This is a genomic window from Chitinophaga sp. H8 (genome assembly GCF_040567655.1).
Taxonomy (GTDB): Bacteria; Bacteroidota; Bacteroidia; order Chitinophagales; family Chitinophagaceae; genus Chitinophaga; species Chitinophaga defluvii.
Genome location: NZ_JBEXAC010000001.1, coordinates 629,411 through 642,581 on the forward strand (window position 1 = coordinate 629,411; position 13,171 = coordinate 642,581).

Below are 13,171 nucleotides of genomic sequence, written 5' to 3' on the forward strand. Positions count from 1 at the left end.
TGTTGCCGGTGTTTTATCAGATTAAAGATTATATTACAACATCATTAAGTTTTCTTTAAAGCATGCTTAACCACTGCAAACTTCCCCCTGCCTGCTGTAAACTACCTGTTACCTGTTGCAAGTTATTTCTCTTTATACTTTTAGTGGCGCCGCTGGCTTTATCAGCGCAGCAGTTTGGGGGCAATCCTTCTTCCCTGAAATGGGACCAGATCAATACAGATACGGTCAGGATAATATTTCCCAGGGGAATGGTAAAGGAAGGCCAGCGTGTGGCCAATATTGTACAGTACCTGAACCACTATACCCGTTCTTCGATCGGTAACCGGCAGCAGAAGATGAGTATCGTGCTGCAGAACCAGACATTAGAGTCTAACGGTTATGTACAACTGGGACCTTTCAGGTCTGAATTTTATCTTACACCGCCACCTTCTTCTTTTGATCTTGGCGGGCTTAACTGGGTAGATCAGTTGTCCCTGCATGAATACCGGCATGCTTTGCAGAATATGAATTTCCGGCAGGGTATTTCCAAAGTATTTTATTATCTGGGAGGAGAACTGGGGCAGGCAGCTATTACAAATATTGCCGTCCCCAACTGGTTCTGGGAAGGGGATGCCGTGGTGATGGAAACTGCGTTAAGCGCAGAAGGCCGGGGGAGGCTTCCTGCATTTTTTGATGGTTTCAGAGGATTAACGTTGTCGGACAAACGGTATACCTATATGAAGATCCGTAATGGCTCCTATGTTGACTATATACCTAACCATTATCCGTTGGGGTACCTGATGGCCACTTATGGCCGGGAGCATTACGGACAAACTTTCTGGAAAGAAGTAACGACAGATGCCGTACGTTTCAGGGGCCTGTTTTATCCTTTTTCACACAGCCTGAAAAAACGGACGGGCAAGAATGTAACCGGTTTTTACCGGGCTATGTTGTCAGAGTATGCGCCAATATGGAAAGCGTATGCCAGCCGTAAAGATACTACTGCAGCCGTGCCGGTAGGTGCACCCGTGAAAACGGTTACCAATTACAATTATGTTTATCCTGCCGGTAATAATAACTGGATCGTATTAAAGAACAGCTACCGCCGCATTCCAGGTATTTACCTGCTGGATAGTACCGGTAAAGAGACATTGCTGGTACGTCCGGGGATCAATTTTGACAACTTTTTCAGCTATAAAAACGGGAAGGTGGTCTGGGCGGAAGCACGTTATGATGCCCGATGGACCTGGAAGGATTATACTGTTATTAAGATGTATGATCTGAGTACCGGGCATACCCGTAAGATCACCCCCCGTAACCGGTATTTTTCACCAGACATTGCGCACAACGGACAACAGCTGGTAGCCACGGTTACATCCCCCTCTCTGGAATACCGTCTTCATGTAATAGATGCCCAAACAGGGCATCTCCAAAAGATATTGCCTAATCCGGACAACTGGTATTATACTTATCCGAGGTTTACGGCGGATGATCAGTATGTGATCAGTGCTGTCCGTAATCAGCAAGGCCAGATGGCGCTGGTGCAGCAATCCATCACTACCGGTGAAAGCACTGTATTAATTCCGTTCAGCCAGACTGCTTATGGCGCACCCGTTGTCAGCAAGGATACCCTTTATTTTACAGCTGCCATTAAGGATGTAAATGACGTGTATGCATTTACCTTATCCGATAAGCAGTTGTACCAGGTAACCAGCCGGGGCAATAGTGCCCTGCATGTGGCGGTTGACCCGGCAATCAACCGTTTGTTGTTCAGTGAGTTTAGTGCAGATGGTTATACCTTGCGTAGTACTGCTTTAAACAAGGATGCATGGAGAGGTATTGTTATCGGAGAAAACCAGCATAGCAAATGGTTAAGACCTGATTTTAAGGAGGGCGGGGACATCCTTGGTAAAATACCGGCACATACTTATGCCGTTAAAAAATATCCCAAAGCATACCGTCTGTTTAACTTTCACAGCTGGGTACCTACCTTGAATGATCCGGAGTATAGTTTTACGGTATATGCAGATAACATCCTGAATACCGCTGCTACCAACATTGGTTATACCTATAACCGTAATGAAGGAAGTTCAGCGCTGAGTGCTAACTTTCTTTATGGCGCCTGGTTTCCCTACCTGAGTGCCGGTACAGAATATACATTTAACCGTTCGGGGTTGACCAACAAAGGGCGTGTGTACTGGAATGAGCTGAACTGGAATGCAGGCTTTACCATACCGTTGCAATTATCATCCGGCTTATACGGGCGGAGTTTATCCATCAGCAGCAAATATTATTATGCCATTACTTATCCGCAAAGCAATTTTAAATTCAAGGATGAGGGGATACAATATATCAGTAGTAGTATAGTATTTAATAATCAGCGTATCAAAGCCCGTCAGCATCTGTTTTCTCATTTCGGGCAAACACTTCAGTTTAAATATACCAAGTCGATCAGTGCGGCTCCTGCTACGCAGTACTATGGCCGGATGGACCTATATCTGCCAGGGTTACATACTAATCATAGCCTTGTACTGCAGGGAGCCTGGCAGCAAAAGGATACGTTGCAACGTTATTTATTCAGTGATAATTTTTCTTATGCACGTGGCTATAACACTCCTTTTTACGAACATATTTATAAAGTAGGCGCCAATTATCATTTCCCGATTGCGTATCCTGACTGGGGCTTTGCGCAGTTATTATATTTTATGCGTGTAAGGGGAAACCTGTTCTATGATTATAGTATGGCTTATGATTTCAGGTCTAAAGCAAGTACACGTTATGCATCAACAGGGGGAGAGCTGTTCTTTGATACGAAAATCGGGAATACTATTCCGTTTACTTTCGGGATGCGCTTCAGCCATTTGCTGGATAAAGATCCTTCCGACAATACGCAAAACAGGGTTGATTTTATTATACCGCTACAGCAACTATTCAGCTATTAGCAGCAGGCTTACCGTACTTCAAACTTTAGTTTAGGGGCCAGGTAGTAGTCCTTTTCTGCATATTCGACAATAATACTATCGAAGTAAATAACATCTCCTTTTTGCAGTGTTTTTTTAAGCTCATTGCTCCAGATGAGTGGTAACTTATTGGATTTAAAGTTATCGCCGTTAAATTCCTTGTACACCCCTGGTTTTCCGGTAGTGTCATTCAGGTAAGGTTCGTTTTGTTCATAGGTAAATTGAAATGCAATTACCGGATACTTTTTATTGTTTTGGTCCCTGACCACAATGGTGGAATCCAGGAGTTTAAGTACTTCTGGTCTGGGGAGTGTATCACTTAAGAAGATACCCCATGTAGCGCGGAGTTTGGGAGATGGCTTTTTTTGAGCAGGAGCTGTTGATTTGCCGGTAGTCTTTCCTTTACCTGTTTGGGCATATATTGGCAAACAGGCACCCGTAATAAGCAATATATGAAGTAAAAGGAGTTTTCGCATAAATAAAACAGGGATAAAACAATCGCCCGGTATAGTAACGCCGGGCGATTGTAAAAATTATAATGATTTCAGACTTTCCGTAATCATATTTATTTTGGCTTCCGCATCTGCCTTTTTCCGGCGTTCTGCTTCTACTACTTCTGGTTTGGCATTTTGTACAAAACGTTCATTGCCCAGCTTTTTTTCTACAGAAAGTAAAAAGCCCTGCTGGTATTCCAGGTCCTTTAGCAATTCTGCCTTTTGAGCTGCTGTATCCAATACGGTCGCTGTTTCCAGGTAGAACTTATCTTTTTGGACCACCAGGTTGATACAACCGGGTACAGGCACCTGCGTATAGGCGATAGCTGAAGCATTCACCTGTTTGGCCAGCATGCTTTCTATTTGTTTAAACGCATTTTCGTGTTTGGTTTCGATATGCAGAACAATCGGATCTTTAGGTTTGATCTGGTGTTTATTGCGGGCATCCCTGATGCTGGTAATTACTTCCTTGGCCAGCGCACCTTCCACGAGAGTAGTATGATGCGGTGTGCCGGATGGAGCGTATTGTTTTACAATCAGGTCATCACCGGCAGTACGGGGTTGCAGCTGCTGGTATATTTCTTCTGTAACGAAAGGCATATAAGGGTGTAGCAATTGCATTAATCTTTCGAAGAAAGCCACTGTTTGCTGGTAAACAGCTTTGTCAACCGGTTGTTCAAAACCAGGTTTTACCCATTCCAGGTACCAGCTGCAGAAGTCGTCCCAGATCAGGCTGTAAATGGTTTTCAGTCCTTCACTCAGGCGGAAGTCCCTGAACAGTTCAGCCAGTTGTATTTCCACTTCATTCAGCCTGCTTTCAAACCATTGGATGGCAAAGTTGTCTGTAGCAGCAGTCTGATCTGCCTGTCTGCCTTCCCACATTTTTACCAGTTTAAGCGCATTCCATATTTTATTGGCAAAGCTGCGTCCCTGATCACAGCTGGCATCATCAAACAGGAGGTCGTTGCCAGCAGGAGAGGAGATCATAATACCAAAACGCACTGCATCCGCGCCAAAGCGATCAATCAGTTCGAGGAGGTCTGGCGAGTTGCCAAGGGATTTACTCATTTTCCGGCCTTGCTTATCGCGCACCATACCGGTAAAGTATACATCACTGAAAGGTTTTTCGTGTTTGTATTCCATACCGGCCATGATCATACGGGCCACCCAGAAGAAAATGATATCCTGCCCCGTTACCAGTACGGAGGTAGGGTAGTAGTAATTAATATCCTCATTATCCGGATTGGAAATACCTTTAAATACTTCCATTGGCCACAGCCAGGAAGAGAACCAGGTATCCAGGCAATCCTCATCCTGTTTCAGATCTGAAAGCTGCCAGGTACAATCCGGTGTGTTTGCTTTAAACTGTGCAAGTGCCAGGGCTGCAGAGGTAGCTACTTCGAAAGTACCATCCGGCGCGTAATAGGCAGGAATCCGTTGTCCCCACCACAATTGGCGGGAAATACACCAGTCCTTAACATTTTCCATCCAGTATTTATAGGTAGCCAGGAAGCGGTCGCCGGGATGGATCTGTACATCTCCACTTACTACCGCATCCAGTGCTGGTTTTGCCAGCTCTGCCATTTTTACAAACCATTGGGTAGAGATACGTGGTTCTATCACGGTATCCGGGTTACGCTGACTGTAGCCAAGCCGGGTGGTATATTCCTGTTCTTTTTCCAGCAGTCCCAGTTCCTGTAAGGCTGCTACTACTTTTTTGCGTGCCACGAAGCGGTCTTCTCCTACAAAAACCTCTGCCGCCGCGCTGAGAGTACCATCATCGTTGAGCGTATCTACTACTTCCAGGTTATGTTTCAGCCCCAGGTTATAGTCATTGATATCGTGTGCCGGTGTTACTTTCAGCGCACCCGTACCAAATTCTTTATCTACATATGTATCAAAAATAACCGGTACTTTTCTGTTTACCAGCGGTACGATGGCAAAATGGTTGGCCAGGTGAGCATACCTTTCATCTTCCGGATTAACGCAGATGGCAGTATCCCCCATGATTGTTTCCGGGCGCTGTGTAGCGATGGTAATGAATTCGCCTGTAGGCGTATCATTTTTATCTACAACAGCATATTTTACGTGGTAAAGTTTTCCCTGGAGGTCTTTGTATTCTACTTCTTCATCACTGAGTGCCGTTTTGGCTTTGGGATCCCAGTTGATCATACGGGCACCACGGTATATCAGTCCTTTAGCGTAGAGATCCGTAAAAACCTTGATAACAGCCTCATAATAATGGTCGTCCATGGTAAAAGTTACCCGGTCCCAGTCGCAGGAACAGCCGAGCTTTTTTACCTGGTGGTAAATGATACCACCATATTTATCTTTCCATTCGTAGGCATGTTTAAGGAAGTCTTCGCGGGTAAGCTGGGATTTATCAATCCCTTTTTCCTTTTTGAGCATGTCTACCACTTTGGCTTCAGTAGCAATGGAAGCGTGATCAGACCCAGGCACCCAGCAAGCATTAAAACCACTCATACGTGCCCGGCGGACCAATATATCCTGTACGGTTTCGTTCAGGGTATGTCCCATATGCAGTACCCCCGTTACATTAGGCGGAGGGATAACAATAGTAAAAGGCTGCCGGTGATCGGGCTTACTACTGAAATATCCTTTGTCCATCCAATGCTGGTACCATTTTTCTTCCGCCGCAGCAGGCAGATAATTTTTCGAAAGTTCCATGCTGTTCATAATGTAAGGTTGCAAAAATAAAGGAGATTAGCCATAGAAGGAAATCTAACCTGGAGGAACTTTGCGGTGGGAGGAAATTCTATTGCATTTCGCTGATAATCTGGCAGGTTTTTTCCACCATATCCGGTGTGATATCGAGGTGGGTCACCATTCTCACCTGGGTAGGAGAGATGGGCATCACCAGGATGTCTTCCTTTTTGAGGAAATCAGCAAAGAATTGTGGTGTCCAGTCGCCTTTTACTTCAAAGATGAGGATATTGGTTTCCACGGGGAGCATATGACCAATAAAGGGTTTTTCGAGGAGGGTCTGGGCGATTTGTTTGGCATGTAAATGATCTTCTGTCAGCCTTTGGATATGGTTTTCCATGGCATAGATGCCGGTAGCCGCCATGTATCCGGCTTGCCGGAGGCCGCCTCCCAGTTTTTTACGGATTCTGCGCGCAGCTTTGATAAAGTTTTCGCTTCCTAGCAGTACGGAACCCATGGGGCATCCCATTCCTTTATTGAGGCATACGGAGATACTATCGAACGCCTGACCAAAGTCTTTTGGGTCTTGTCCGGTAGCTACGAGGGCATTAAACAGGCGGGCGCCGTCAAGGTGCAGTGGCAGGCGGTGTTGCTGGCATACTTCGCGGATGCTGACAATTTCCTCCCAGTTGTAGCAGCACCCACCGCCCCGGTTGGAGGTGTTTTCGAGGCAAACGAGGCTGGTACGGGCTTTATGTACATCATCCGGGTTAATGGCTGCCGCCACGGCAGGGGCTGTAATCATGCCGCGGTCTCCTTCGAGGGCCCTTACCTGGGCGCCCGCATTAAAAGCGATGCCCCCTCCTTCATATATGTATACGTGTGCGAGGTGGCTGCAAATCACTTCATCACCCGGTTGGGTATGGACTTTAATTGCGATCTGGTTGCTCATTGTGCCGGAAGGGCAGTACAGGGCTGCCGCTTTGCCAAAAAAAGCTGCCATCATGGCTTCCAGTTTATTTACATCGGGGTCTTCACCAAAAACATCATCGCCTACCTGAGCCTGGAGCATCGCCTGTAACATGCCAGGGGTGGGGCGTGTAAAAGTGTCGCTTCTGAAGTCAATCATTTTGTTGAAAAATTTGCAATGTATTTTAGGATAAATTAGTGAAGATGCTAATTTAATAATGATTACTTATCAATTGTTAAAATTTAATTAAAGCGTGAAAAAGAAGGACTAAAGCACTATTAGAATTCGTTTATATAGAGTACTTTGTTATAGAGCAGGTATTATTAACATGTATTTGGAAGAGTGATGTATTAGCACGATCTTTGCACGCTAATTTGTGGACGAGAAATTTTGTAAGATAAATATTTTCCCAAATTCAAACAAAATAATTCTTGTTATGTTATTTATTAGTAAACCAATACAATTTTTCATATGAGGCAACTTAAAATTGCCACCCAGATCACCAACCGTGATTCGCAGGCGGTAGAAAAGTACCTGCAGGAAATCTCGAAGATCCCTTTGTTAACACCTGAGGAAGAGACCGTTTTGGCGCAGCGTATAAAAATGGGCGATCAAAAGGCTCTTGAAAGATTGACTACAGGAAACCTACGGTTCGTTGTTTCTGTGGCGAAGCAATATCAGCATCAGGGGCTTAGCCTCAGCGACCTTATTAATGAGGGCAATTTGGGCTTGATTAAAGCAGCGCAACGTTTCGATGAAACCAAAGGTTTCAAATTTATTTCTTATGCTGTGTGGTGGATACGTCAATCGATTCTCCAGGCTTTGGCAGAACAAGGTCGTTTAGTTCGCCTGCCACAGAATAAAATTGGCACATACAATAAAGCTAATAAAGCTTACATGGCATTTGAACAGGAGAATGAGCGGGAACCTTCTACAGAGGAACTGGCCGAGATCCTGGAAATGTCCGAATCGGAAATCAACAACATTTTCCAAAGCAATACCCGTCATATGTCGCTGGATGCCCCTGTGCACGAAGCGGAAGATGTAGCCATGGGCGATTTACTGGAAGGTGGTGACATTACCGATGATGATGTCATGAGAGATTCTCTTCGTGAAGAGATCCGCAGGGTACTGAAATCCCTGAGTCCGCGCGAAGCTGAAATCGTAAACGCCTATTTTGGTCTGGATGGTGAGAACGGAGCAACAATCGAACAAATTGGTCAGAAATATGATCTGACTAAAGAAAGGATTAGACAAATCAAAGAACGTGCTATCAAGCGGCTGCAAAAAGCCCGTTATAGTGGAGCATTGAAGTCCTACCTGGGATAATGATTTGACTGAACAACGATGGGAATATTTCCAGATGCTGGATCTAATCTATTTATTCTATAAAAACACCGGTCTTGTAAATACATGGCCGGTGTTTTTGTTATGTGTCCAGCCCTTATTTTTGCAGGATATTATGCGTATCGTCACTCTTTTCTTCCTTACCGGTGTCTTATTCGCTTCGTGCGAAAAGGATATCAGCGTAAACCTGCATCAGCAGGTGGATAAGCTGGTGGTGGAAGGTAAAATAGAAAGTGGCCGGTACCCACAGGTAGTACTTACCCGCAGCCTGGATTATTTTTCCAGGATAGATCCGGCACAACTACTGAATTCTTTTGTGCATGGTGCAGTGGTAACGGTATCTAATGGCAGCAAAACCATTACGCTGAAAGAATATGCCGGCAATGCAGGTGGTGGTACTCCTTTGTTCTTTTATTCGGCAGACAGTATGCAGTTGGGGAATGCTTTCCGGGGAGAGGTGAATATGACCTATACTTTAAAGATAGTTGCTGACAATAAGTCATATGAGGCAGTCACCACAATTCCTCCCATCACGTTATTGCTGGACGATATGTTTTGGCAGAAAGCGCGGTCAAAAGAGGACAGCACGAAAGCCCGCTTAATAGTGCGGATCATAGATCCGCCGGATTTAGGGAATTATGCCAGGTATTTCACTAAGCGTAACAGGGAGCCTTATTACCCCGGACTTAATTCTGTGATAAATGACGAATTAACGAACGGCACTACTTTTGACATGGGAGTAGACGCTGGTGTGGACAGGAATAAAAAGATTGATTTTGAAGCTTCCGGTTATTTTGAGAGGGGCGATACCGTTACACTGAAGTTTTGTAATATCGATAAAGCGACTTATGATTTCTGGCGTACACTTGATTTTGCATTCAGCAGTACCGGCAACCCGTTTTCCTCACCTACACAAATATTAAGTAATGTAAGTGGTGCTTTAGGATACTGGGGGGGATACACGGTGCAGCATAAAACGATTATTATACCAAAATAATTTATATAGTAACAAGTATGGAGAACAATCAACAGCAGGAGCATGTACATTTACTGATTATCGGTTCAGGTCCGGCCGGTTATACTGCAGCTATTTATGCATCCAGGGCTAATCTGAAGCCTGTTTTATATCAGGGGATACAGCCTGGCGGACAATTAACTATTACTACTGAGGTAGAAAATTATCCAGGTTATCCGGAGGGCATCCAGGGACCGGAAATGATGGTAGATTTTGAAAAACAAGCCAGCCGGATGGGTGCGGATATCCGTTACGGTATGGCATCAGCCGTAGATTTAAGCAGTCAGCCTTATAAAGTAACTATTGACGAAGAAAAGGTAATTACAGCGGATGCACTGATCATTGCCACCGGCGCTTCTGCCAAGTGGTTAGGCTTACCATCAGAGCAACGCCTGAATGGTAGCGGGGTATCTGCGTGTGCTGTTTGCGACGGGTTCTTTTTCCGTGGAAAAGAGGTGGCGATCGTGGGAGCAGGAGATACTGCAGCTGAAGAGGCCTTATACCTGTCGAAAATGTGTACTACCGTACATATGATTGTGCGTAGGGGTGAAATGCGTGCGTCCAAGGTAATGCAGGACCGTGTATTAAAAACGTCCAATATTATCGTATACTGGAATAGTGAAACACTGGAAGTATTGGGAGATGGCAAAGTAGAGGGCGTAAAATTGCTGAACAATAAAACACAAGCCGAAACTGTAGTACCGGTAAGTGCATTTTTTGTGGCTATCGGTCATCAGCCTAACTCCGGCATTTTTAAAGGACAGCTGGAACTGGATGAACAGGATTATATTAAAACGGTACCAGGAACTTCCCGTACCTCTGTAGAAGGTGTATTTGCCTGTGGGGATGTACAGGATAAAATATACCGTCAGGCAGTAACTGCCGCCGGAAGCGGGTGTATGGCTGCACTGGATGCAGAAAGATATTTATCTGCTAAGGAACACGCTTAATATTAGCTGAAAACATAAGATAAGCGCATAGAGCTGGAAGTATCAGGGAAACGATCTTTTTCGTTTTTAACAGGCTTTCAGCTTTATGCTTTTGTATATTGCAGCTACTTTTTAATTGATAATTAAGCATATATGCTGACTATTGCTTTGGAGCAAGTGCATTTTCATGCATATCATGGTTTTTTCCCGGAGGAAACTATTATCGGTAACGATTTTATAGTGGACATCTATGTCCGTATTCCTGCTACTACCCCTATCGATGATCTTTCAGAAACAGTTAATTATCAAGGGCTTTATGAAATTGCTGCTGCCTTAATGAAAACTCCCCGGGCTTTACTGGAAGAAGTAGTGTTTGATATAAGCCGGGAAATAAAACAAACGTATCCTGCTGTACAGCAAAGTACGGTAACACTCCGCAAAATGAACCCACCTATGGGCGCCAGTATCCGGAACTCCATGGTAACCCTGGAAAAACAATATTAGTAGTTGCTAATAGTTAGGTTACAGGTATTAGAATTTTCTAATCTGGTTATTTTTTACTCCTGAAATCCTTCGGGAACTGATTATATTTCGTATTTTTATAATTGTAATTAATGATTCATTCAAGCTGAACTCCTTTCCTATGTTAAAACGGATATTCGTATTAGCCTTATCAGTGTTTTTTATTGGTGATATACACGCACAAAGTGTAGAGGAGATGGTGGAGCAGGCAAGGCAACTGGAAAAGCAGATGAAGGAAGTGGAGGCATTGGAAAAATACAGGGAGGTTTTAAAGATCCAGCCGGATCAGCTGCAGGCACTTACCGGAGCCAGTGAATTATGTTCCCGGGAAGGCAACCGTCAGAAAAATAAGGAGGAAAAATCAAAATATTTTAATACTGCCAAAACCTATGCTGCATCAGCACTTGCACTGGATGCAAACAGTGCGGAGGCTAATTATGCCATGTCAGTGGCGATGGGGCGTATAGCACTTATCTCTGGTGCCAAGGACAAGGTAGCTGCTTCCAAGGAAGTGCAAAAATATGCGCAGCTGGCATTGAAGTTTAATCCTGGTTTTGCGAAAGCTTATCATGTATTAGGTAAATGGAATTATGAGGTGGCTAATCTTAGCGCTTTTGAAAAGGGAGCAGCTAAAGTACTGTTTGGTGGTGTACCGGAAGGGTCGCTGCAGGAAGCGATCAATAATTATGAAAAGTGTCGTAAACTGGAACCTTCTTTTTTATTAAACTATTATGACCTGGCAAAGGCATATAAGCAGGATGAGCAGCAGGAAAAAACAATAGAAGTACTGAAGAAAGCCCTTACGCTTCGCAATATATACCAGGATGACGCTGCAATTAAGGCAGATTGTAAGAAGATGCTGGAAGAGCTGGAGTGATCAGATATTTTTCCCTTTCCATTTCCCGCTTCGCAGATACCAGATACACAAGGCCAGTATGATAGTCCAATAAATAAAGTCAGCCCCCCAGGCCAGATGAAGCGGGCTATGCCAGCGTTCGATCACTATATCACAATATATCAGGTATCCTATTACCGCCATAAACTCTATCAGCAGATTGACGCGGGTATCTCCGGTACCGGTAACGCCATTGAATACCACCGCAGCAATAGCCATCAGCAGTGTACTGAGGGTAATAATACGGATAGAAGGAATGGCTTCCCGGATCAATTCCGCATCATTGGTATAAATATGTAATAATACATCCGGGAACAGGTTGATTAATATACATACTACTGCAGCGCAGATGATATTGAAGGTAACTGTTTTGCGGATGACCCTGAAAACCTGTTCTGACTTACCCTGACCTATTACATTGCTGACCATGGTATTGCAGGTAGCCGCTAATGCCCAGGTAAAAATCCCAAAGAAACCAAACACACTGCGCAGCATATTGGAAATGGCCAGTGGCCGTTGCCCCAGGTGTTCAATAAATATAAAGAATACAAACCAGCTGCCTATGCTGAACAAAAACTGGACAATCAGCGGGGTGGAAACCGCCAGGATACTCCTGGAGATCTGCCAGTTGGGTTTCAGGAAAGCGAAGAGCTGGAATCGTTTACTGTATCCCCTGGTATAAATAATGCTATAGGCTACGATCAGTCCGGTCGTTTCAGCAATAACAGAAGCATATGCCGCACCATTCAGACCCATGGCGGGAAATCCCCATTTACCAAATATCAGGGTATAATCAAAGAAGATGTTCATGAATTCCTGACATATAGCCGTAACTGCCAACACTTTAGAGTGGCCGGTACCGATGTAAAAAGCATTAGCCATCCCCAGGAGCATTAATGGTAACAGTCCCCATATACGTATACGGATGAACGCGGTTGCCGCCTCGTAAATGGTATGATCATGCAGGCTTTTGGAAAAAAAGTATGGCGCCAGGGAAAGAGTGATAAGAATACCCGCCAGGGCAAACATAATACCCAGCGAGAGGCCGTTTGAAAACAACTGCCCTATACCCATGTGGTTCTGCTGCCCGGCGCGGCGTGCAATCAATACTTCCAGCCCGTTGTTAAGTCCGTAGGCAATCATATACATCACCAGGTAGTAGATCCCCGCAATACCATTTGCTGCCAGCTCCAGTTCGCCCAACCGGCCGAGAAAGGCCATATTGGTCATATGGTTAATTTGCGGCAGTACCAATGCCAGGCATATGGGGGCCGCTATTTTTATAATCTGCCTGTTTGTTACTTCCAGTATCATGGGGCGCTAAGTTCATTATTTGGGATGGTTTTACAAGGAATAAATGACGTATGGGATTTGTCAGACGGCAGGGCTGGCAACA

General features: G+C 44.6%; 10 protein-coding genes. 6 read left to right on the top strand and 4 right to left on the bottom strand.

The features are described 5' to 3' along the window. The first annotated feature begins 62 nt into the window (after positions 1 to 62). Positions 63 to 2,921: a TolB family protein gene (locus ABR189_RS02380; RefSeq protein WP_354658840.1), complete on the top strand. Its 2,859-nt coding sequence runs from the start codon at positions 63 to 65 to the stop codon at positions 2,919 to 2,921. A gap of 8 nt (positions 2,922 to 2,929) precedes the next feature. On the opposite strand, the gene ABR189_RS02385 is transcribed toward ABR189_RS02380, so the two are convergent. The 3 genes from ABR189_RS02385 to ABR189_RS02395 all read right to left on the bottom strand — a co-directional run bounded on the left by ABR189_RS02385 (position 2,930) and on the right by ABR189_RS02395 (position 7,226). Then, positions 2,930 to 3,415 carry a hypothetical protein gene (locus ABR189_RS02385; RefSeq protein WP_354658841.1) on the bottom strand — a complete coding sequence of 162 codons (486 nt, stop codon included), beginning with the start codon at positions 3,413 to 3,415 and terminating at the stop codon, positions 2,930 to 2,932. Positions 3,416 to 3,472: 57 nt separating this feature from the next. After that, positions 3,473 to 6,121, bottom strand: a complete 2,649-nt coding sequence (locus ABR189_RS02390; RefSeq protein ID WP_354658842.1) for a valine--tRNA ligase — start codon at positions 6,119 to 6,121, stop codon at positions 3,473 to 3,475. Positions 6,122 to 6,209: 88 nt separating this feature from the next. Then, complete coding sequence (locus tag ABR189_RS02395) at positions 6,210 to 7,226, bottom strand: threonine aldolase family protein (protein ID WP_354658843.1); 1,017 nt, start codon at positions 7,224 to 7,226, stop codon at positions 6,210 to 6,212. Between the two features lie 312 nt (positions 7,227 to 7,538). Here ABR189_RS02395 and ABR189_RS02400 point away from each other — a divergent pair, with 312 nt between their 5' ends. From ABR189_RS02400 to ABR189_RS02420, 5 genes are all read left to right on the top strand, one after another. Next, positions 7,539 to 8,396 carry a sigma-70 family RNA polymerase sigma factor gene (locus tag ABR189_RS02400; RefSeq protein WP_012793808.1) on the top strand — a complete coding sequence of 286 codons (858 nt, stop codon included), beginning with the start codon at positions 7,539 to 7,541 and terminating at the stop codon, positions 8,394 to 8,396. A gap of 133 nt (positions 8,397 to 8,529) precedes the next feature. Continuing rightward, positions 8,530 to 9,411 (top strand): DUF4249 domain-containing protein, encoded by an 882-nt coding sequence (locus ABR189_RS02405; protein ID WP_354658844.1) that lies wholly within the window; start codon positions 8,530 to 8,532, stop codon positions 9,409 to 9,411. A gap of 17 nt (positions 9,412 to 9,428) precedes the next feature. Further along, positions 9,429 to 10,379 carry a thioredoxin-disulfide reductase gene (gene trxB, locus ABR189_RS02410; RefSeq protein ID WP_354658845.1) on the top strand — a complete coding sequence of 317 codons (951 nt, stop codon included), beginning with the start codon at positions 9,429 to 9,431 and terminating at the stop codon, positions 10,377 to 10,379. A 132-nt stretch (positions 10,380 to 10,511) separates the two neighbouring features. After that, positions 10,512 to 10,862 carry a dihydroneopterin aldolase gene (folB, locus tag ABR189_RS02415; RefSeq protein ID WP_354658846.1) on the top strand — a complete coding sequence of 117 codons (351 nt, stop codon included), beginning with the start codon at positions 10,512 to 10,514 and terminating at the stop codon, positions 10,860 to 10,862. Between the two features lie 139 nt (positions 10,863 to 11,001). Next, positions 11,002 to 11,757, top strand: a complete 756-nt coding sequence (locus ABR189_RS02420) for a tetratricopeptide repeat protein (protein WP_354658847.1) — start codon at positions 11,002 to 11,004, stop codon at positions 11,755 to 11,757. Here ABR189_RS02420 and ABR189_RS02425 read toward each other — a convergent pair whose 3' ends face one another. After that, positions 11,758 to 13,089 carry an MATE family efflux transporter gene (locus tag ABR189_RS02425; protein WP_354658848.1) on the bottom strand — a complete coding sequence of 444 codons (1,332 nt, stop codon included), beginning with the start codon at positions 13,087 to 13,089 and terminating at the stop codon, positions 11,758 to 11,760. Positions 13,090 to 13,171: the final 82 nt, after the last annotated feature.

Excerpts from the sequence above, each read along its gene's own strand:
- ABR189_RS02380 (WP_354658840.1), top strand. The coding sequence starts at position 63 with ATGCTTAACCACTGCAAACTTCCCCCTGCCTGCTGTAAACTACCTGTT.
- ABR189_RS02385 (WP_354658841.1), bottom strand. The coding sequence starts at position 3,415 with ATGCGAAAACTCCTTTTACTTCATATATTGCTTATTACGGGTGCCTGT.
- ABR189_RS02390 (WP_354658842.1), bottom strand. The coding sequence starts at position 6,121 with ATGGAACTTTCGAAAAATTATCTGCCTGCTGCGGCGGAAGAAAAATGG.
- ABR189_RS02395 (WP_354658843.1), bottom strand. The coding sequence starts at position 7,226 with ATGATTGACTTCAGAAGCGACACTTTTACACGCCCCACCCCTGGCATG.
- ABR189_RS02400 (WP_012793808.1), top strand. The coding sequence starts at position 7,539 with ATGAGGCAACTTAAAATTGCCACCCAGATCACCAACCGTGATTCGCAG.
- ABR189_RS02405 (WP_354658844.1), top strand. The coding sequence starts at position 8,530 with ATGCGTATCGTCACTCTTTTCTTCCTTACCGGTGTCTTATTCGCTTCG.
- trxB (WP_354658845.1), top strand. The coding sequence starts at position 9,429 with ATGGAGAACAATCAACAGCAGGAGCATGTACATTTACTGATTATCGGT.
- folB (WP_354658846.1), top strand. The coding sequence starts at position 10,512 with ATGCTGACTATTGCTTTGGAGCAAGTGCATTTTCATGCATATCATGGT.
- ABR189_RS02420 (WP_354658847.1), top strand. The coding sequence starts at position 11,002 with ATGTTAAAACGGATATTCGTATTAGCCTTATCAGTGTTTTTTATTGGT.
- ABR189_RS02425 (WP_354658848.1), bottom strand. The coding sequence starts at position 13,089 with ATGATACTGGAAGTAACAAACAGGCAGATTATAAAAATAGCGGCCCCC.